This window comes from Pseudonocardia nematodicida (assembly GCF_040105385.1).
GTDB lineage: Bacteria > Actinomycetota > Actinomycetes > Mycobacteriales > Pseudonocardiaceae > Pseudonocardia > Pseudonocardia nematodicida.
Genome location: NZ_JBEDNQ010000004.1, coordinates 37,934 through 56,863, shown reverse-complemented (window position 1 = coordinate 56,863; position 18,930 = coordinate 37,934). Strand labels below are relative to the sequence as shown.

Below are 18,930 nucleotides of genomic sequence, written 5' to 3'. Positions count from 1 at the left end.
CGGGTGCGTGCACCCGTACGCGGAACCGGCCGGCCCGGTGCCGTCGTCCCGGCCTCGACGGGGGCGTCAGCCCGCCGAGCGGGCGGTGGGGGAGGACTCGCCGACGGCCAGGTCCCGCACCGCGCCGGAGATCTCCAGGATGTTGTACTCCGGGACGGTGGCCGTGGTGGGCGTCACGTCCAGCGGCAGCGTGCCCGGGTCGAGGGTCACCGTCAGCGCGTGGGTCAGCGACTCGCGCACCGCGTCCGGTACCGGTTCGTCGGTGTACTGCTCCCGGACGTCGCGCGGCACGATCCGCAGCACACCGTCGGACACGACGAGTGCCGACAGCACCGCCACCTCGGTGTCGCTCCCGTCGACCGGCATCTCCGCCACGAACCGGGCCGCGGACCGGGGATCCAGGTTGCGCAGCGTGGGGTCGCCGCCCGCGCGGACGGCGGTCTCGATCGTGTTCGCGTCGACCTCCTGCACGCTGAGCCGCTCGACGTCCGCGGCCGGTCCGCCGTCGTCGTCGATCATCCGCCGGATGTCGGCCGGCCGGATCCGGACCGACCCCTCGGCCGCGGCGGCCCGGAACCGGGCCGGTCCCGGCCCGAGCAGGTCCGGCAGCGGGGCGCGCACGCCGTACAGCTCGGCCCGCACCTCGGGGGTGCGCAGCGGCCCGATCGGCATCCGGTCCATCGAGACCTCGACCGTGCCGTAGCGGCCGGTGACGGCCTGGGCCAGGAACGAGAACCCGGTCACGTCCACGGCGGGGTCCTCGGGGAGGTCCATGTGGTCCCGCATCGCCCGGGAGATCGAGGACTCGGCCGCGGCGCCGGTGCCGAGATCGACGAGGACGGCGACGGCGACGACGGCCAGAGCGGCCGCCAGGACGCGCCTCACGGTGCCTCCCACCAGCGGTGCCTCCCAGGTGCGGGGACGGGACCCCCTGACGGTAGGGACAGGGCCGAACGGCCCGGTCACCGGCCCCCGCGGCGGTGCGGGCCCGGGCACGGGCGAATAACGATCGGACTCCGCGGGCGTGAGGCGGATCGCGATCCTGCTGACCGGCGGATGACGTGCCGGTATCGTCTGCGTATCGCGAGAGGAGGAGTCCATGGAACTGCTCCTGCTGACCACGGCTCCGGAAGCGGGCGCGGTACTGCCCGCGCTGTCCCTGCTGCCGCACAACGTTCGGACGGCCGCCCCCGAGGTGGCCGCCCTGCTCGACGCGGGCCCGCACGACGCGGTCCTGGTGGACGCCCGCAGCGACCTGGTGGCCGCCCGCAGCCTGTGCCGGCTGCTCGGCAGCACGGGGACCGACGTGCCCGTGATCGCCGTGCTGAACGAGGGCGGCCTGGTCGCCGTGTCCGGTGAGTGGGTGGTGGACGAGATCCTCCTGCCCGACACCGGCCCGGCCGAGGTCGACGCGCGGCTGCGGCTGCTGCGCGCCCGCCCGGGCGCCGAGTCGTCGTCCGGCGGCGGCGCGCTGGTGCTCGGCGAGCTGGTCATCGACGAGGCCACCTACTCGGCCCGCCTCAAGGGGCGGCTCCTCGAGCTCACCTACAAGGAGTTCGAGCTGCTCAAGTACCTCGCGCAGCACGCCGGCCGGGTGTTCACCCGGGCGCAGCTGCTGCAGGAGGTCTGGGGCTACGACTTCTTCGGTGGCACCCGCACGGTCGACGTCCACGTGCGACGGCTGCGCGCCAAGCTCGGCGGCGAGCACGAGCAGATGATCGGCACCGTCCGCAACGTCGGCTACAAGTTCGTCCGGCCCTCCCGCGGCGGGCTGACCGCCCCGCCGGACCCGGACGCCGACGCCGACGCGGAGGCCGAACCGGCCGGTCCGGCACACTCCGCGCCGTCGGCGCGGCCCGCGCCGTCGTCCGGGCGGTACCCCGGGCCGGGAGCGCTCTCCCCCCGCTGAGTCGTGCCGACGACGCGGATCAGCCCGGCTGACTAGGGTCCGGGGCGTGGACCCGCAGGTGCTGACCGAACTCGATGCCGACACCGTCGCCGCGGTGCACGACGTCCTCGCGGCAGCCGCCGCCGAGGACGGCACCGCACCGCTGTCCGAGCAGTTCCTGCGGGGCGTGCGCGCGGGGACGTCCCGCGACGGCGTCCGGCACGTCGTGGTGCGCGGGCCGTCGGTGACCGGCTACGCCCAGCTCGACGGCGAGTACGCCGAACTGGCCGTGCACCCCGGCGTCCGGCGGGCCGGGGTCGGGTCCGCGCTGGTCGCCGCCCTCGAGGGGCTGACCGCGTCGCCGCACCTGTGGGCGCACGGCGACCTCGACGCCGCCCGCGCGCTGGGGGAGCGCCGCGGCTACCGGCGGGACCGGGTGCTCTGGCAGATGCGCCGCCCGCTGGCCGGTGCGGACGCCGAGCCGCTGCCCGACCTCGCGATCCCGGACGGCGTGACCGTGCGCGCGTTCCGGCCGGGAGCCGACGACGACGAGTTCCTGCGCGTCAACAACGCCGCCTTCGACTGGCACCCCGAGCAGGGCGGCTGGACCTCCCGCGAGCTGGCCGCCCGGACGGGGGAGGACTGGTTCGACGCCGAGGGGTTCCTCGTCGCCACCGACCCCGCCGGGACGATGCTGGGATACCACTGGACGAAGGTGCACCCGGCCACCGGCGACGAGCCCGCGATGGGCGAGGTCTACGTGCTCGGCGTCGACCCGGCCACGCACGGCCGGGGGCTGGGCAAGGTGCTGACGCTCGCCGGCCTGCACCTCCTCCGGGACCGCGGCCTGGAGACGGTCCTGCTCTACGTCGAGGCCGACAACGCGGCCGCGGTGCGTGTCTACGAGAGGCTCGGTTTCACCGTGTATGCGGCGGACGTCAACTACGTGCGGTGACCATCTGTCACCGACCGGGCCGAGGTTGCGTCGATCGACACGATGAACGTGTGACGATCGTCCACCCGATCGGCGGCCTGTTCATGCTGCGTTCATCTTGCGTGGGTCCTGCGTCCAACGGCGGCTCCTAGCGTGTGCCGCCGGACGACCCGCTCGTGGTCGTCGACCCGGACTGATCGAACCGTTCACGGAGGAACTGCAGTGAAGACGATGCGGCGTGCGCCCCGAGCGCGTCTGGCGGCCGTCGGTGTCGCGACGACCTGTGCGCTGTTCGTGGCCGGGTGCGGTGCAGCGAACGAGGGCGGGGGTGGCGGCGAGGCTGCCGGTGGCGGCGTCAGCGGCACCATCTCCGGTGCCGGTGCCAGCTCGCAGCAGGCGGCCATGCAGGCCTGGATCGCCGGGTTCAACGAGGCGAACCCCGACGCGACCGTCAACTACGACCCGGTGGGCTCCGGCGGTGGCCGCACCCAGTTCGTCGAGGGCGGCACGCAGTTCGCCGGCTCCGACGCCTACATCAAGGACGAGCAGCTGGAGCAGGCCCGCGAGCGCTGCGGCGGCGAGATCATCGAGATCCCGAACTACGTCTCGCCGATCGCGGTCATCTACAACCTGCCGGGCGTCGCCGACCTGAACCTGTCGGCCGCGACCATGGCCGGCATCTTCAACGGCACGATCACCACCTGGAACGCGCCGGAGATCACCGCCGAGAACCCGGGCGTCGAGCTGCCGGCCACCGGGATCACCCCGGTGCACCGCTCCGACGAGTCGGGCACCACCGAGAACTTCACCGAGTTCCTCGGCGCCGCCGCCGGCGACGTGTGGACCGAGGAGCCGGACGGCAACTGGCCGATCCAGGGCGGCGAGGCCGCCCAGGGCACCTCCGGTGTCGTCGGTGCCGTCGGTGCCGGCGAGGGCGCGATCGGCTACGCCGACGCCAGCCAGGCCGGCGACCTCGGCACCGCGAAGCTGCGGGTCGGCGACCAGGACGTCGAGGCGACCCCGGAGGCCGCCGCGCAGATCCTCGAGGAGTCGCAGCGGGTCGAGGGCCAGGGCGACGGCTCGTTCGCCTTCGACCTCAACCGCACCGCCGAGGGCGGCGCCTACCCGATCGTGCTGGTGTCGTACCTGATCGGGTGCCAGACCTACTCCGACCAGGCCCAGGCCGACGTCACCAAGGCCTTCTTCGACTACGTCGTCAGCGACGAGGGTCAGCAGGCCGCCGCCCAGGCGGCGGGGTCGGCTCCGCTGTCCGAGACGCTGCGTGGTCAGATCACCCCGGTGATCGACGGCATCACGGCCGCGGGCTGAGAACCGGGCCGACCGAGTCGCATGTCATCTAGCCAGGAACCCCGGGCGGTGGTCATCATGGAGCCGCCGCCCGGGGTTTCGGGCGCCTCGAACCCCTGCCCAGCGCACCCCTTGCACCCACAGGGATCATCGTGACCACTGCGCCTTCCACGGACGCCGAGCCCACGACCGCCAAGCCGGTCAGCCAGCTCGGGGACCGCATCTTCGCCGGCTCCGCGAAGGGGGCCGGGATCCTGATCCTGGTCGTCCTCGCCGGGGTCGCGGCCTTCCTGCTGATCGAGGCCTTCCCGGCGATCACCGCCGACGAGTCGCAGCTTCCCGGCGGCCTCGTCGTCTACGTCGCCCCGCTGATCTTCGGCACGCTGCTCAGCGCCGTCATCGCGCTCGTGGTGGCGACGCCGCTGGCGGTCGCGGTGGCGCTGTTCATCAGCCACTACGCGCCCCGCCGGCTGGCCCAGGGGCTCAGCTACATCGTCGACCTGCTGGCCGCGGTCCCGTCGATCGTCTACGGCCTGTGGGGCGCGTGGACGCTGGCGCCGCTCTCGCTGGGGCTGACGACCTGGCTGGCCGACAACCTCGGCTGGATCCCGTTCTTCGCCGGGCCCCCGTCCGCGACCGGCCGCACGATGCTGGTCGTGGGCCTGGTGCTGGCGGTGATGATCCTGCCGATCATCACCGCGGTCACCCGCGAGGTGTTCCTCCAGGCGCCCAAGCTGCACGAGGAGGCGGCGCTGGCACTCGGCGCCACCCGCTGGGAGATGATCCGTCTCGCCGTGCTGCCGTTCGGGCGGTCCGGCATCATCTCCGGCGCGATGCTGGGACTGGGACGCGCGCTGGGCGAGACGATGGCGGTGGCCATCATCCTGTCCGCGACCGGCGTCGTGACGTTCAACCTGATCAGCTCGCAGAACCCCTCCACGATCGCCGCGAACATCGCGCTGCAGTTCCCGGAGGCCTCCGGCCTGCGCGTGAACGTACTGATCGCCTCCGGTCTGGTGCTGTTCCTGATCACCCTGCTGGTCAACATGCTCGCCCGCTACATCGTCGAGCGCCGCCGCGACTTCTCCGGAGCGAACTGAGATGTCCACCGGAACCGAACGGAACCGCACCGAGGCCGAGAACGTGACCGGTACCGGCCTCGAGGCCCCTGCCACCACTCCGGCGGTGCTGCGCCGCAAGGGCACCCTGCCGCGGTGGGCGATGCCGGCCCTGCTCGCGGGGTGTGCCGTCGTCACGGCCGGAGCGGTCGCGGCGATCGGCTTCAGCATCGGGCTGTGGCTCTTCCTGACCGTGGTCGTCTACGCGGTCGCCACCCTGCTGGTGTCGCGGGCCGTCGAAGGCGGCCGCCGCGCCGCCGACCGGGTCGTGACGGTCATCGTGACCAGTGCGTTCCTGCTCGCCATGATCCCCCTGGCCTCCGTGCTCTGGACCGTGGTCTCGACGGGCTGGGCGCGGTTCGACGTCCAGTTCTTCACCAACTCGATGCGTGGCGTCGTCGGTGAGGGCGGCGGTGCGCTGCACGCGATCCAGGGCACCCTGATCATCACCGCGCTCGCGGCGGTGATGTCGATCCCGGTCGGCGTGCTGACCGCGATCTACCTGGTCGAGTACGGCCACGGCGGCCGGCTCGCCCGGGCGATCACCTTCTTCGTCGACGTCATGACGGGCATCCCGTCGATCGTCGCCGGCCTGTTCGCCTACGCGCTGTTCGCGCTGCTCCTCGGCCCCGGGGTGCGGTTCGGCTTCGTCGGTGCGGTGGCGCTGACCGTGCTGATGATCCCGATCGTGGTGCGGGCCACCGAGGAGATGCTCAAGATCGTCCCGAACGAGCTGCGCGAGGCCTCGTTCGCGCTCGGCGTGCCGAAGTGGCGGACGATCCTCAAGGTCGTCATCCCGACCACCGCCGGCGGCATCGCCACCGGCATCACGCTGGCGATCGCCCGCGTGATCGGGGAGACCGCGCCGCTGCTGGTCACCGTCGGCCTGGCGACCGGGGTGAACCTCAACCCGTTCGACGGCCGGATGGCGACCCTGCCGGTCTTCTCCTACTACTCCTACGCGGTGCCGGGCGTGCCGCGTGAGCCCTTCATCGACCGTGCGTGGACCGCGGCCCTGGTACTGATGGTCATCGTGATGGTGTTGAACATCATCGCCAGGCTGATCTCCCGCTACTTCGCCCCCAAGACCCGATAGGACTGCGTCGCCATGGGAAAGAGCGTCGAAGCCAAGGACCTGAACATCTACTACGGGTCGTTCCTCGCCGTCGAGGGCGTCAACATGACCATCAAGCCGAAGTCGGTGACGGCCCTGATCGGCCCGTCCGGCTGCGGGAAGTCGACCTACCTCCGGTCGATCAACCGGATGCACGAGGTCATCCCCGGCGCGCGCGTCGAGGGCCGCCTCGAGCTGGACGGCCAGGACCTCTACGGGGCGAACGTCGACCCGGTCGGCGTCCGCCGGCAGATCGGGATGGTGTTCCAGCGGCCGAACCCGTTCCCCACGATGTCGATCTACGACAACGTGATCGCGGGCATGAAGCTCAACAACAAGCGGGCCTCGAAGAAGGAGTTCGACGAGACCGTCGAGCGCTCGCTGCGCGGGGCCAACCTCTGGAACGAGGTCAAGGACCGGCTGGAGAAGCCCGGCTCGGGCCTGTCCGGCGGCCAGCAGCAGCGGCTGTGCATCGCCCGCGCGATCGCGGTGCGCCCGGACGTGCTGCTGATGGACGAGCCGTGCTCGGCGCTGGACCCGATCTCCACCCTGGCGATCGAGGACCTCATCAACGAGCTGAAGAACGACTACACGATCGTGATCGTGACCCACAACATGCAGCAGGCGGCGCGGGTCAGCGACTTCACCGGGTTCTTCAACATCGAGGGCACCGGCAAGCCGGGCAAGCTGGTCGAGCTCGACGAGACCAAGACGATCTTCTCGCAGCCGAGGCAGAAGGCCACCGAGGACTACGTGTCCGGCCGGTTCGGCTGAGCGTCCTTCCGGTACGACCGGCCCCGGAGCCCTCGCGGTTCCGGGGCCGTCGTGCGTCTACAGCGCGATCTCCTCGGGGGTACTGCCGGTGACCGCGTAGACGACGTGCGAGGCCAGGTGCACGGTGTGGTCGGCGAACCGCTCGTGGAACCGGGCCAGCAGCGCGAGGTCGACCGCCGCCGGCACCCCGGCGGTCCAGTCCGCGCCGAACATCAGCTCGAAGACCTGGCGGTGGACCTCGTCGACGGCGTCGTCGTCGGTCTCGAGCTCGCAGGCCAGCACCACGTTGCGGGTGCGGAGCACGGTGACGGCCTTGTCGCCCATGGCGGCGACCCGGGCGCCGTACTCGGTGAACAGCGCATGCGCCTCGGGCGGGATCGCCGACCCGTCCCCGGTGCGCGCGACCGCCTCGGCGATGTGCCGGGCCAGGTCGCCCATCCGCTCGAGCGCTTGGGCGCAGCGCAGCGCGGTGACGACCGAGCGGAGCGGCGCCACCACGGGCTGGTGCAGGTTCATGGTCTCGACGGCCAGCAGCTCGATGGCGGCGCGGTGGCCGTCGATGATGGGGTCGCGGGCGACGACCTGCTCGGCCAGCCGGTGCCGGTCCTCGAGCAACGCGGTCGAGGCGTTGCGGAACGCGGCGGCCACCAGCGGGGCCATCTCGTCGAGCATGGACTGCAACTGCGTCAGGTTGTCGTCCAGCGTCTCCCTGCGCATGGCTGGAACCTTAGGTGCGGCGTCGGAGCGGCTCGGCCGGGGTCCGGTGAACGGTTGATGAACGGACTTCTCACGCGGCGGCGCGGACACCCAGGCGCAGATCCACCTGGAAGCGCTCGGTCGAGCCCAGCACGGTCGAACGGACACCGGTGACCTCGAACCACTCGAGCGCCTGGCTGACCCGGTCCATCCCGTTCCGGATCGCGTCCTCGACGCTGTCGTTCGACGTGCCGATCACCTCGGTGACGACACAGCCCGAATGCTCCATGGGGCAGAAGTGCCCCCATCGCATTCGTGCCAAACCCGATCCGGACACCGCTCACCGACCGGCACGTATGTTCGCCGGACCGGACTGGGCCGTTCAGACGGCGAGCGGACCGGGCATCTGGCCGGTCACGACATACACGATGCGGCGGGCGACGGCCACGGCGTGATCAGCGTAACGCTCGTAGAACCGCGCGAGCAGGGCCACGTCGACGGCGGCCGACACCCCGTGCGTCCAGTTCCGGTCCATCAGCACGGTGAACATGTGCTGGTGCAGGTCGTCCATCGCGTCGTCGTCGGCCTCGAGCTCGGCAGCGGTCTCGAGGTCGCGGGAGCGGATCACCCGGCCCGCCTTCTCCGCGAGGGCGACACCGACCCGGCCCATCTCGGCGAAGTACGGCTTGATCTCGTCCGGGACGACCGCCTGCGGGTGCCGCCGTCGCGCGGCCTGCGCGACGTGCAGGGCGAGGTCGCCCATGCGCTCGATGTCCCCGGCGCCGTGGATGGCGGCGACGACGACGCGCAGGTCGGTCGCGACCGGGGCCTGCAGCGCGAGCAGTCCGAAGGCCTGGTGCTCGGCGGAGGCACGGACGTCGTCGATCCGGATGTCCTCGGAGATGACCTGTTCGGCCAGCTGCAGGTCCGCCTCCAGCAGGGACCGCGTGGCGCGCTCCATGGCGTGGGCGACGGCGTCGCACATGCCGGCCAGGCCGGAGGCGAGCTCGTCCAGCTGCTCCTGGTAGGTGTCGCGCATACCCACGAGCCTAGAGCCGGGCGCGTCACAGTTCAGCCGTAGGAGGTGAACCAATCATGAACGCTGTGCGACGCAGGCTCTCCGGGCCGTGGGCGGATCGGTGTCAGGAGCACCCGGCGACGTCGTCGTCCGGTCCGGGACCGTCCACGACCGGCGGGCCGGCCGCGGACGCGTCGTCCTCCGCGCCGGACGGCCCGGGCAGCGGCTCCTTCTCCCGCAGCGCCGAGAACAGCTGCCGGGCCTCGGTGCGCTGCAGCTCGAGGTGGCCGCGCGTGTTGGGGCCGTCGGCCACCGGCACCGGGAGGAGGCGGGGGCCGGCGTCCGTGGCGGTACCGGCACCGCTCAGGCCCCGGGCGACGGTGAGGATCTCGCCCGCGTCGACGCCGTCCGCCACGACGGCGTCCGACAGGCCCTCCGCGGCCCGGCCGGCGGCGCCCGGGGTGAGCAGCGTGCCGGCGGACAGCGCGTCGCCGAGCGCGGCGGCCAGCACCCGCTGCTGGCGCTGCACCCGGTCGGCGGGCGAGGTGTCGGCGGTCGCGGTCGCGGCGGCGAAGCGGATGGCCGCCAGCCCGTCCAGGCCGACGGTGCCGGCCGTCTCGACGATCGGTCCCAGCACCGGGTCGACCACCGGCCGCTCGGTGCACACCTCGATCCCGCCGACGGCGCCGACCAGGTCCGGGGTGCCGGCCAGGTCGAACGCGACGAACCCGCGCACCGGCATCCCGGTGAGCTGCTGCACGACGCCGACGGTGCAGGCGGGACCGCCGACGTCGTAGGCGGCCGCGAGCGGGGTGCGCGACTCGGCGGGGACGGTCTCGCCGTACCGGCTGGTCCCGGGGTCCCAGCGCGCGCAGGGCGGCCGGGCGACCTCCAGCGTGGCGGGCAGCGACAGCGCGACGGCCGGTCCGCCCCCCGCCGGCTGGTGCAGCAGCACGGCGGTGTCGGTGCGGGCCGGCTCCGGGACCTCCTCGCGGTCGGCCTGCAGGCCGACGACGAGCACGTTCCGGTCACCGGCCTGGGCCGCGGCGTCGGAGACGGAGTCCGAGTCGGGGGAGAGCGCGGCGACCTCGCGGACGCCGTCGTGGACCACGCTGCGCCCGCTGAAGCCGAACGCGGTGCCGGTCAGTACGAGGACGGCCGCCGCCGCGGCGACGATCCGCCACGGCCGCATGCCGGACCAGGGGCCGGCGGCGCCGCGTGGCGGGGCGGCCTCCGGGGGCCCGGACTCCGGCGCGTCCGCGTCCGCGTCCGCCGCCCCGTCCGGGGACGGCGGCGGGGATTCCGGGGGCTTCCGGGACTCGGCGGATTTCCGGGGTCTCGACGGCTGCGGTGCGGCCGGGGACGGTGGTCCGTCCCCGGCCGCACCGGGCGCGCGGCGACGGTGCCCAACGCCGTCGCGACGGGCGCGGGCGGGCCCGTCGGCCCCGGAACCGGGGTCGGGCGTGACCGGCGGCGGGGCGGCCGGACCGGGCCGGCGGGGCGCGTCGCCGGGTGCGGTCCGGTGTGGACCGCTCGGGGCCGCGTCGGTCCCCGGGCGGCCCGGCCCGGGACCGCCACGGGGATCGGGCGGCACCGGGCCGCCGGGCTCCCGGGGCACCGGCCCGCCGCGGACGCGACGCACCCGGGTGGGCGGCGCGGGAACGCCGGGGACCGCCTGCGGTCCGGCCTCGTCCCCGCGGGACGCGGGAGGCGCACCGTCCGGTCGCCGGGGTGCGTTCCGCGGCGGGCCGTCCGGCGGCGGGACGCCGGGCCGGTCGTCGCCGGTTCCACCCGGCGGAGGGGGATCACGGTCGTCGTCGGCGCGGCGGGCACGCCGGGGACGGCGCGCGTCGTCGCCGTGCTGCACCGGGCCTCCTTCTCGCCCGCTCGCCCGAGGTGGTGGTGCGGCGGCGGTGCGCGTGGTCACCGGCCGCGCACGCCGGGGGCCACCGGTCGCGGGACGACCGGCATCCCGAGGTGAATTCTAGGAGGCCGTGACGGGCGGCGGGGTCTCGGGGCGGAACCGGCGCGGGGCCGGTTGGGGGATCGCCCGGCGCCCGGCCGCGGCTCCGGCGAGCAGCACACGGCCGTCGTCGGCCCGGTGTGCGACGGCGTTGCGGCCGGCCTGCTTCGCCGTGTACAGCAACAGGTCCGCCTCCCCGACCAGCGGTTCGACGGGGCCGTCGCCGCTACGGCCGTGCGCGACCCCGATGCTGATCGTCATCCGGAGGTCCGGGTGCAGCTCGCTCCAGCCGTGCGCGGCGACACGTTCCCGGGCCGCCTCGCAGGCGGCGACGCCCTCCTCACGGCCCAGGCCGGGCAGCACCAGGGCGAACTCCTCGCCGCCGTAGCGCGCGCAGAAGGCGCCGCGGGGCAACGCGCGACCCAGTTCGAGGACCATGCGCTGCAACACCCGGTCACCGAAGGGGTGGCCGTGGGTGTCGTTGACCTGCTTGAAGTGGTCGATGTCGGCCAGAGCCAGGCAGACCTGCTGCCCGGGGGCGGACACGAGCAGGTCGGACAGGCGCTCGTCGAGGTAGCGACGGTTGTAGGCGGCGGTCAGGCTGTCGCGGCGGCTCTGCTCGTGCGCTTCGGCGTGCTCGCGCCGCAGCCGGTCGAGCTCGTCCTCGACGGTCGCGGTGCCGGTGCTGCCGTGCAGCAGCCGGACGGCCTCGCGCAGGTGCAGGTAGGCCTGCTCGAAGCGGCGGTTCTCCGCCAGCCGCTCGGCGGCCGCGGTGTGCAGCGCGGCGCGGGCGGCGGGGGAGGACGGCGCGACGCCTGCGGTGTCGTCGCCGGCCGGCTCCGGCGGAGACGGCGGCGTCACCGGGACCGGATCGGGCAGGGTGCGCCACGTCGAGCGCACGAGCCTGCGCACCGTCCACGCCGTGTCGGTCACCGTCCACCTCCCGTCCCGGTTCCTGTCCCGTCGACCTATCAACATCATTCGGCGCAGCCGGCGCACCGCTTGAGGGCGCCGGCACGTGCGGTACCCGTTCCGGTTGCCGCGTCCCCCGGGCCGGGGAACGCCATGATCGCGCGCAGCGTTCAAGATCAGCCGCCGGAGTGCCCGACGTCCGCCGCGAAGGGCACCGACGGGTCGTCCGGGTCGTCGAGCCAGTGTTCGGGCAACACGACGCGACCGGGCGAGCCCTGCCGGCCTCGGGGGCCGTCCGCCTCGGCGGGGAACGGCTCGTGCGGGTCCAGTCCGGACTGCAGCTCGTCGAGGTGGTCGATCGACTCGACCATGCCCAGGCTGCGCCGCAGCTCCGGACCGACCGGGAAGCCCTTGAGGTACCAGGCGATGTGCTTGCGGACGTCGCGGATGCCCTTGTGGTCGCCCATGTGCTCGCAGAGCAGCACTGCGTGCCGGCGCAGCGTCGCCGCCACCTGACCCAGGTTCGGGGCCGCCGGGAGCTCACGCCCGGCGAACGCGGCCTCGAGGTCCCCGAACAGCCACGGCCGGCCGAGACATCCCCGACCGACGACGACGCCGTCGCACCCGGTCCGGGCGACCATGTCCAGCGCGTCCTGGGCGGAGAAGATGTCGCCGTTGCCGAGCACCGGGACGTGCGCCGGGACCGCCTCGCGCAGCCGGGCGATGGCCGACCAGTCGGCCGCGCCCGAGTAGCGCTGCGCGGCGGTGCGGGCGTGCAGCGCGACGGCGACCGCGCCCTCGTCGACCGCGATCCGGGCGGCTTCGAGGTGGGTGTGGTGCTCGTCGTCGATGCCGATCCGCATCTTGACGGTGACGGGCAGGTCGCCGGCGCCCTTGACGGTGGCGCGGACGATGCGGCGGAACAGCTCCCGCTTGAACGGCAGCGCGGCGCCGCCGCCACGGCGGGTGACCTTCGGGACCGGGCAGCCGAAGTTCATGTCGATGTGGTCGGCGAGATCGCGCTCGGCGACCATCTCCGCGGCCCGGCCCAGCGAGGTGGGATCGACGCCGTAGAGCTGCATGGAACGCGGGCTCTCGTCGGCGTCGAAGGCGATCATCCGGAACGTCAGCGGGTTCTTCTCGACCAGCCCGCGGGCGGTGATCATCTCGCAGACGTAGTAGCCGGCGCCCTGCTCGCGGCACAGGCGTCGGAAACCGGGGTTGGTGATACCGGCCATCGGCGCGAGCACCACCGGCGTCTCGACCTCGTGGGGGCCGATGCGCAGCGGGGGCAGCACGCGCCGCCGGGGGGCGGGGGCGTCGGTCCGGTCGTCACGGACCGTCGTAGCGGTCACGTCGACCATTGTCCCAGGCATCGACTGCCGGGGTCGCCCCCGCCCACCGGGTGGCGCCTCGCGTGCGCCGAGATCAGAAGTCGACGGTCACGCAGGCCGGGCGGCCACCGGCGGTGCCGGCGTGGCCCGCGTGGGTGGCGGTCGGCTCCTCGTGCAGGACCACCGAGGCGGCGCGACGGTCGTCCGGGAAGGCCCACGGCACCGTGCTGGTGGCCTCGCCGGCCCCGTTCTCGTCGGTCGTCACGTCGAGCCAGATCTCGTTCTGGGCGTTCGCGTAGGCAGGGTCGACGCTGGGGGTGACCGGGTCGAGGGAGTACTGGAAGTGCGGGCCGGCGTCGCCGCCGTCGGTGGGGGTGCACGGCTCGGTGTGCGCGTGCGAGCCGTAGGTCCGGTTCGGTACCAGGCCCTCGACCCGCAGGGTCGTGGTGGTGGAGCCGTCGGCTTCGGAGTTGGTCACCTCGACGGTGGCGCCGGCGGGGACCAGCTCGGTGTCGTAGGTGAAGGCGGGGCCGTCGCCGCCCTCGGTGTAGGTGGCGGCGACCTGGACCTGGCTCGTCCCGGTCTGCTGGGTCTGCTCGGTGGTCTGCGCTGCGGCGTCGGCCTCGTCGGCCGGGGCGTCGGCGCCGGCGCAGGCGGTCAGGACGAGTGCGGCCGATGCGGCCAGCAGGGCGATCCGCGCTGGGGTACGGACAGTCATGATCGACAGCATGGAGTAACCGGACTAATCGGGCGAGCCGAGTCGGTCGGATACATCAGGTCGGGTGTCGGCTACCGTGAGCGGGTGACTGCTCAGGTTGCGGAGCGTGTCGACGACGATCCCCTGGACGCGATCGCCGAGCCGGTGCCGTGCGTGCGGTGCTCGAACGGTGCGTTGCTGACCATCGTCGGGAGGTGTCCCGACTGCATCTCCGACATGGGGCGCAACTTCCCGGACGAGCGGGAGGCCTGGAAACAGGAGCTCACCGCGGCCATCGAGAGCCGCGAGGAGTGATCCTCCGGCGCTTGGTGTCGGAGTGACGAGATCGTCCGGACGGGTTGTACGGTGATGTCGGTCCGCTCCGGCGGTGGGTGGGTCAGGGCCTCTAGCTCAATCGGCAGAGCAGCGGACTTTTAATCCGCGGGTTCGGGGTTCGATCCCCCGGGGGCCCACACAATCCCCAGCTCACAGCGTCGGCGTGATCGTCCGACCAAGATCGCAGTACCACTTTGGGGCCACTTACTCGTTCTCTTCGGTCTCGAACATGCCTTCCAGGACCTCGGCGGTCTCACGGTCGGTGAGCCGGCGCCCGAGGTAGCGGTCCTGCGTCATGCTGATCTTGGAGTGGCCGAGCTGGTCGCTGATCTTCCGCGCGGACACGTTCGAGTCGTCCAGGAAGCTCGCCACCGTCTTTCGCAGCGTGTGACTCACGAGTCCGTCGAGCTCGGCGTCGTCGCGGACCTGACGCCAGACGCGGCGGACGTTCGTGGGATCACGCCAGCCACCGAGGGAGTCCGGGAACACCGCTTCTACGCCCGGACCGATGGCCAGACGTCGGCGCTTGAGCATGGTGATCGCCCACGAGGGGAGCGGTACCAGTCGCTCGCCGTTGCGGCCCGACTTGGTGGACGGCAGCCGCAGCAGGCCGACCCCGGTCCGGCGGACGAGGCGCCAGCGGATGTCGACAGCTCCCGCGTCGAGGTCGACTTCCGACCAGCCGATGGCCAGGGCCTCGCCGATCCGGACCCCGGTCGCGAGCATCATCCGAGTCAGGTCGGGCAGGTCCCAGTCCCGGGCCTTCTGGCTCTGCTCCACGGCGTCGAGCCAGGCGGTGCGTTCAGCGGCGGTCAGTGAGCGCGGCGGCCGGCGGGGCTCGGAGTCGATCCGGGCCACCTCACGTACCGGGTTGTAGGCGATCGCGCCGTGCCGGGCGGCGAGCTTCATGACGCCCGAGATCACGATCTTCGCCGTACGGGCGCGGGAGGCCGAGCGCTTCTTGATGACACTGAGCGCGCGGTCGACGACGGGCGTGGTGATCTCCCGTATCCGCATCTCGCCGAGGGCCGGCTTCACGTGGCGCCGGTAGATCGAGCGGTAGATGTCGAGCGTGCCCGGGCTTCGCCGTCCGGACTCGACGGCCTCCTCGACCTCGGCAAGCCACATGTCCGCGACCTTGCCGACCCGGGTGTCCGGCACGACCTCCGACTCCTTCACCGGCGTATGGCGGTCGACCAGAGCGGCCCGGAGAGCGCGGACGGCGGCGGCCTTGGACTTGCCGCGCCGCTTCACCTGGCGGGACACGCCGTCGAAGTCACGGAAGCGGGTCTCGGCCACCCAGCCGGAGCCGTCCTCCCAGGTGGTGATGGCTCCGTAGCTGCCGAGCGGCATCGGTGGCCGTGCCATCAGGCCACCCCGTCGTCGAGGTTGTCGAGCCACGTCGCGACGTCGGTGGGCCGGTAGCGCAGGTGCTTGCCCACCCGGCGGCACGGCGGCCCGTAGCCGGTCTGGCGCCACGAGTAGAGCGTCTGCACCGGGACCCGCAGGTACTCCGCGACGTCCTGCACCGTCCACAGCGGAGCGATGAGCTGGATCTCGTCCATGTCGGGTCTCCTGTCAGGCTGCGTGATCGTCGGTTGCCGAACGGCCGTCGGGTAGTGCGTCGGTGGTCGCCAGGACGGCAGCGTCGTAGTCGGCGCGCCATCGACTTCGCTGGTTGATCGCGTGCAGCAGCAGCACCGTGCGCGGCGGCACGTCGGTGTCGCCGGGCTTGGTGGTCTCCCAGGCGAACGGGCCGTCATCGACGGCGTAGGCGGGCTGGACTCCGGCGCGGTCGAGGAGTTGCCGAACGAATGCGGTCCGCTCGGCCCGGTGATCGGACAGGCTCTTGTTGGACCACTTGCGCGAGACCAGGACGCGTCGTCCGGCGATGCCGAGGTGTTCAGGCTTGTGCGCCTTGCCCTTGCAGTGCCCGGGCACGGTTCCGGGCCGGGCGCTCTTGGGTTCGATGCCGTAGATCAGCCAGATCGGGCAGCGCGGCGAGCAGGGGGTGGTGGCGAGTTCGGCGGCCAGGCGGCGGGCGTGCTCGCGCTGCCGGGTGGTGGCGGTGTCGTCGAGGCCGGCGGCCTGCCCGACGGACTTGGTGAGGTACTTGGTCAGGTAGCCGATGTGGCGCCCGGCTTCTTCGGAGCCGCCGAGGATGCCCTTGACGTGGACCTGGGGTCCGAACACGACGGTGTGCGCCGGGGTGGTCAGGGTGTCGGGGTCGGTGGCCTCGTCCCAGGTCGGGAGCGGGGCGCGGGTGTCGGGGTCGACGAAGGCGCGGTGGTGGTTGTCCCAGCGCGGCAGCTTCTCGCCGCTGTAGCGGATCTCGTCGTGCGCGGGCCACCACACCTGGTGGTAGGTGGCGGCCGTGATCGCGCGTAGTTCGGCGCGCGGGATGGTGCCCCGGATGGCGGCGTGGAAGTGCGGGGCGCCGCGTTTCTGGGGTTCGACGGTGCCGAAGTACTGGACGTCCCAGCCGACGCAGCGGCGCGCGTTCTGCCAGAACCGGTCGAGCAGTTTCGGGAAGTGGATCGCGTCGCGGGCGGCACGGCGGTAGTCGTAGCTGTCGGGGTCGAGCGCTGCGCCCTGCTTGTCGACCCGCCCGTACGAGTCGAGCGTGAGCGTGAGGAAGGTGGAGGGCCGGTACTTGCCGCCGAACACGCGCCCGACGGTGCGGTCCTCCACCGGCCGACGCGGGAGGTTCGGCGCATCCTGCCGCCGCCGCGTGGTCCGGCGCACGGTCTGCGGAGCGGGGTCGAGCGGGGCCAGGCGGCCGCGGACGCCGAGGGCGCGGAGTTCGGCGTCGATCTCGGCGACCGTCTCACGGATCTCCTCGCATTCGGCGTCGTCACCGGCGGTGCGGGCGTCGGTGTAGGCGACGTGCAGGTCCGCCCGCACCGCCATCAGTTCCTTCTGCGCCGCGGTCGGGTCGGCGGGTTTGGCGATCGGTTCGTTCTCGAGGTGCCAGCCCTCCCGGCACTGCACCATCCGCAGCCGACGCGCCTTCTCCGCACACGGGCGGCACTGGTCCTCCCGCGTCGACCCGCACGGCACGGGGACGACGTCGACCCGGCCCGAGGTCTGGTCGATCCGGCGCATCGCGAGCGGGCGGACGCAGACCCCGTGATCCTCCGCGAGCTGCGTGGCCACCTCGTTCGAGAGCGCCAGCATCGCCTTCTGGGCGCGAGTGAGCTTGTCCTGATCGATCGGCTCCGCAGGTGTCTCCGGCGCGGTCACGCAGCACCTCCGGCCTCGTGCTCGGTAGGGGACGGCAGCGCCAGCACCGGCGCCGCGGCGGTGCGCGGGAGTGCTCCGGAGACGAAGCCCTCCAGCGCCTTGATCGCCTCGTCGGACACCCAGCCCGCCCGCACCCGGAGCGGTTCGCGGATGCCCTCGCCGAACAGGTAGCCGACGCCGGCCTCGGACTCGCCGATCCGGTTCGCCCACGCTCCGCGGTCGTACGCGTGATCACCCAGCACCATCCCGACGTGGCTCTTGGACGCCACCCGAAGGCACACCCGGCGCGGGAACAGCTCCCGGACCGGGACGGTGTCCTTCGTCGGCTCCTGGACGTAGCCACGCACCGTGAAGCCCAGCGCGCGCCCCTGGGTGGTCAGCAGCGCGATCCGCTCGGTGATCGCCTCCCGAGTCTTGCGGTCCCCGACATAGCGGATCAGCGCCCCGATCTCGTCGAACTCGATCAGTTCGAGCGGTGTCTCCCGGGTTATCGGGACGGTCCGCACCGAACCGGCGTGCGCGCGCTTGCGGGCCTCCATGGACTCGACGAGCTCGTCGAGCATCTCCAGGGTGTCCCGGCTGGTCACGGTGTAGCGGTGGAACAGCCGGCGGCCGTAGGCCAGCTCCATGCCCTTCGGGTCGATCCCGTTGACCCGCACCAGGCCGTCGCGGATCGCCGGGGCGATGGCCAGCAGTGGGGCCCACATCAGCGAGCCCTTGCCCGCCCCGGTGGCCCCGGCAACCAGCGTGTGTCCGCCGATGAGGGACTGGTGCCAGTCGGTGCCGTACTCGGTGCGCCCCGACCACACCCGGCGCAGATCCACCGCCGCGCCGTTGACACCGGCCAGGTGCTCGACCGCCGGAGCCGCGGTGACCCCGGCCAGCAGGTTGCGCCGCTGGAAGTCGATCGACACCACGTTCGGCGCCAGCTCCCGGACCTGACAGCGCGCGACCCCGCGGGCGACGGCCAGCGCACGAGCGGCCTCGTCGAATGCCTCCGGGGTCTGCCCGGGCACCAGCCGGACCCGGACCTCGTCCCACGACGGCCCGGACCGCACCCCGAGCACGCGCGGGATCTGGTCACGACGCGGCCGGTGGCGGGGCGCGGTCGAGGTCCGGGCGAGCGGGTTCACCTGCAGGACGACCGGCGTGCCCGGGTCCGGGACGGTGAGGTGGCAGGCGCGCAGCCAGCGCGGGAGCCGCGGTGCGTAGAACGCCCAGCGCAGCCACCAGGCCCGCAGCCGGCGCCCGGCGAGCCGGTCGAACGTCGGCACCGACGCCATCCGCCACCACCCGAGCCCGACACCGGCGACCACGGCGGTGACCAGCAGGGAGGGCCAGCCGAACAGCCAGCACCATGCCGCGACACCGGCGACGGTGGCGGTCGTGCGCCAGTGCCGGGCGAGCCAGACGACCGTGATCGCGGTGGCCTTGCAGACCAGCCAGAGCGCGATGAACACGACGGCGACGACGGCCAGCGCCTCCAGGACACGGCCGAGGACCTGGCCGAGCAGGTAGAGCAGGTACAGCAGCACCGCGGCTCCGGCGCCGAGCAGGACGAGCGTTCCGGTGGTGGTCATCGACGTCCTCCCTTC

General features: G+C 73.0%; 19 protein-coding genes and 1 tRNA gene. 8 read left to right on the top strand and 12 right to left on the bottom strand.

Features of this window, described 5'->3' with window-relative positions; genetic code table 11:
- Positions 1-66 precede the first annotated feature (66 nt).
- Positions 67-885 (bottom strand): LmeA family phospholipid-binding protein, encoded by an 819-nt coding sequence (locus WIS52_RS10675; RefSeq protein ID WP_349298017.1) that lies wholly within the window; start codon positions 883-885, stop codon positions 67-69.
- Positions 886-1,099: 214 nt separating this feature from the next.
- Between WIS52_RS10675 and WIS52_RS10670 the strand changes: the two genes are divergently transcribed.
- From WIS52_RS10670 to pstB, 6 genes are all read left to right on the top strand, one after another.
- The gene (locus WIS52_RS10670; protein ID WP_349298016.1) at positions 1,100-1,909 is read left to right on the top strand and encodes a winged helix-turn-helix transcriptional regulator; all 810 of its coding nucleotides are present in this window, start codon (positions 1,100-1,102) and stop codon (positions 1,907-1,909) included.
- A gap of 46 nt (positions 1,910-1,955) precedes the next feature.
- Positions 1,956-2,843: a mycothiol synthase gene (gene mshD, locus WIS52_RS10665; protein ID WP_349298015.1), complete on the top strand. Its 888-nt coding sequence runs from the start codon at positions 1,956-1,958 to the stop codon at positions 2,841-2,843.
- A 210-nt stretch (positions 2,844-3,053) separates the two neighbouring features.
- The gene (gene pstS, locus WIS52_RS10660; protein ID WP_349298437.1) at positions 3,054-4,151 is read left to right on the top strand and encodes a phosphate ABC transporter substrate-binding protein PstS; all 1,098 of its coding nucleotides are present in this window, start codon (positions 3,054-3,056) and stop codon (positions 4,149-4,151) included.
- 131 nt (positions 4,152-4,282) lie between these two features.
- Entirely contained in the window at positions 4,283-5,230 is a 948-nt protein-coding gene (gene pstC / locus WIS52_RS10655; RefSeq protein ID WP_349298014.1) for a phosphate ABC transporter permease subunit PstC, read from the top strand.
- A gap of 1 nt (position 5,231) precedes the next feature.
- Positions 5,232-6,344, top strand: a complete 1,113-nt coding sequence (gene pstA, locus WIS52_RS10650; RefSeq protein ID WP_349298013.1) for a phosphate ABC transporter permease PstA — start codon at positions 5,232-5,234, stop codon at positions 6,342-6,344.
- Positions 6,345-6,356: 12 nt separating this feature from the next.
- The gene (gene pstB / locus WIS52_RS10645; protein ID WP_349298012.1) at positions 6,357-7,136 is read left to right on the top strand and encodes a phosphate ABC transporter ATP-binding protein PstB; all 780 of its coding nucleotides are present in this window, start codon (positions 6,357-6,359) and stop codon (positions 7,134-7,136) included.
- Between the two features lie 57 nt (positions 7,137-7,193).
- On the opposite strand, the gene phoU (WIS52_RS10640) is transcribed toward pstB, so the two are convergent.
- From phoU (WIS52_RS10640) to WIS52_RS10610, 7 genes are all read right to left on the bottom strand, one after another.
- The gene (gene phoU, locus WIS52_RS10640) at positions 7,194-7,853 is read right to left on the bottom strand and encodes a phosphate signaling complex protein PhoU (protein ID WP_349298011.1); all 660 of its coding nucleotides are present in this window, start codon (positions 7,851-7,853) and stop codon (positions 7,194-7,196) included.
- Positions 7,854-7,923: 70 nt separating this feature from the next.
- Positions 7,924-8,091, bottom strand: coding sequence for a dodecin domain-containing protein (locus WIS52_RS10635; RefSeq protein WP_349298010.1), 168 nt, complete (start codon positions 8,089-8,091; stop codon positions 7,924-7,926).
- A gap of 123 nt (positions 8,092-8,214) precedes the next feature.
- A complete protein-coding gene (gene phoU, locus WIS52_RS10630; RefSeq protein WP_349298009.1) occupies positions 8,215-8,871 on the bottom strand; it encodes a phosphate signaling complex protein PhoU in 657 nt (218 codons plus the stop codon).
- A gap of 103 nt (positions 8,872-8,974) precedes the next feature.
- Positions 8,975-10,042: an LCP family protein gene (locus tag WIS52_RS10625; protein ID WP_349298008.1), complete on the bottom strand. Its 1,068-nt coding sequence runs from the start codon at positions 10,040-10,042 to the stop codon at positions 8,975-8,977.
- 792 nt (positions 10,043-10,834) lie between these two features.
- Entirely contained in the window at positions 10,835-11,746 is a 912-nt protein-coding gene (locus WIS52_RS10620) for a GGDEF domain-containing protein (protein WP_349298007.1), read from the bottom strand.
- 155 nt (positions 11,747-11,901) lie between these two features.
- On the bottom strand, positions 11,902-13,089 hold the full coding sequence (gene dusB / locus WIS52_RS10615; RefSeq protein WP_379611679.1) for a tRNA dihydrouridine synthase DusB: 1,188 nt from the start codon (positions 13,087-13,089) through the stop codon (positions 11,902-11,904).
- A gap of 64 nt (positions 13,090-13,153) precedes the next feature.
- Positions 13,154-13,777, bottom strand: a complete 624-nt coding sequence (locus WIS52_RS10610) for a superoxide dismutase (protein WP_349298006.1) — start codon at positions 13,775-13,777, stop codon at positions 13,154-13,156.
- An 84-nt stretch (positions 13,778-13,861) separates the two neighbouring features.
- On the opposite strand from WIS52_RS10610, the gene WIS52_RS10605 reads away from it, so the two are divergent.
- Positions 13,862-14,071: a hypothetical protein gene (locus tag WIS52_RS10605; RefSeq protein WP_349298005.1), complete on the top strand. Its 210-nt coding sequence runs from the start codon at positions 13,862-13,864 to the stop codon at positions 14,069-14,071.
- 85 nt (positions 14,072-14,156) lie between these two features.
- A tRNA-Lys gene (locus tag WIS52_RS10600) sits at positions 14,157-14,229 on the top strand.
- Between the two features lie 67 nt (positions 14,230-14,296).
- On the opposite strand, the gene WIS52_RS10595 is transcribed toward WIS52_RS10600, so the two are convergent.
- From WIS52_RS10595 to WIS52_RS10580, 4 genes are all read right to left on the bottom strand, one after another.
- Entirely contained in the window at positions 14,297-15,460 is a 1,164-nt protein-coding gene (locus tag WIS52_RS10595) for a site-specific integrase (protein ID WP_349298004.1), read from the bottom strand.
- Positions 15,460-15,657, bottom strand: coding sequence for a helix-turn-helix domain-containing protein (locus WIS52_RS10590; RefSeq protein WP_349298003.1), 198 nt, complete (start codon positions 15,655-15,657; stop codon positions 15,460-15,462). The genes WIS52_RS10595 and WIS52_RS10590 overlap by 1 nt, the downstream gene beginning before the upstream one ends.
- A 13-nt stretch (positions 15,658-15,670) precedes the next feature.
- Entirely contained in the window at positions 15,671-17,269 is a 1,599-nt protein-coding gene (locus tag WIS52_RS10585; RefSeq protein ID WP_379611681.1) for a replication initiator, read from the bottom strand.
- Between the two features lie 62 nt (positions 17,270-17,331).
- On the bottom strand, positions 17,332-18,915 hold the full coding sequence (locus WIS52_RS10580) for an FtsK/SpoIIIE domain-containing protein (protein ID WP_349298001.1): 1,584 nt from the start codon (positions 18,913-18,915) through the stop codon (positions 17,332-17,334).
- Between the last annotated feature and the right edge of the window lie 15 nt (positions 18,916-18,930).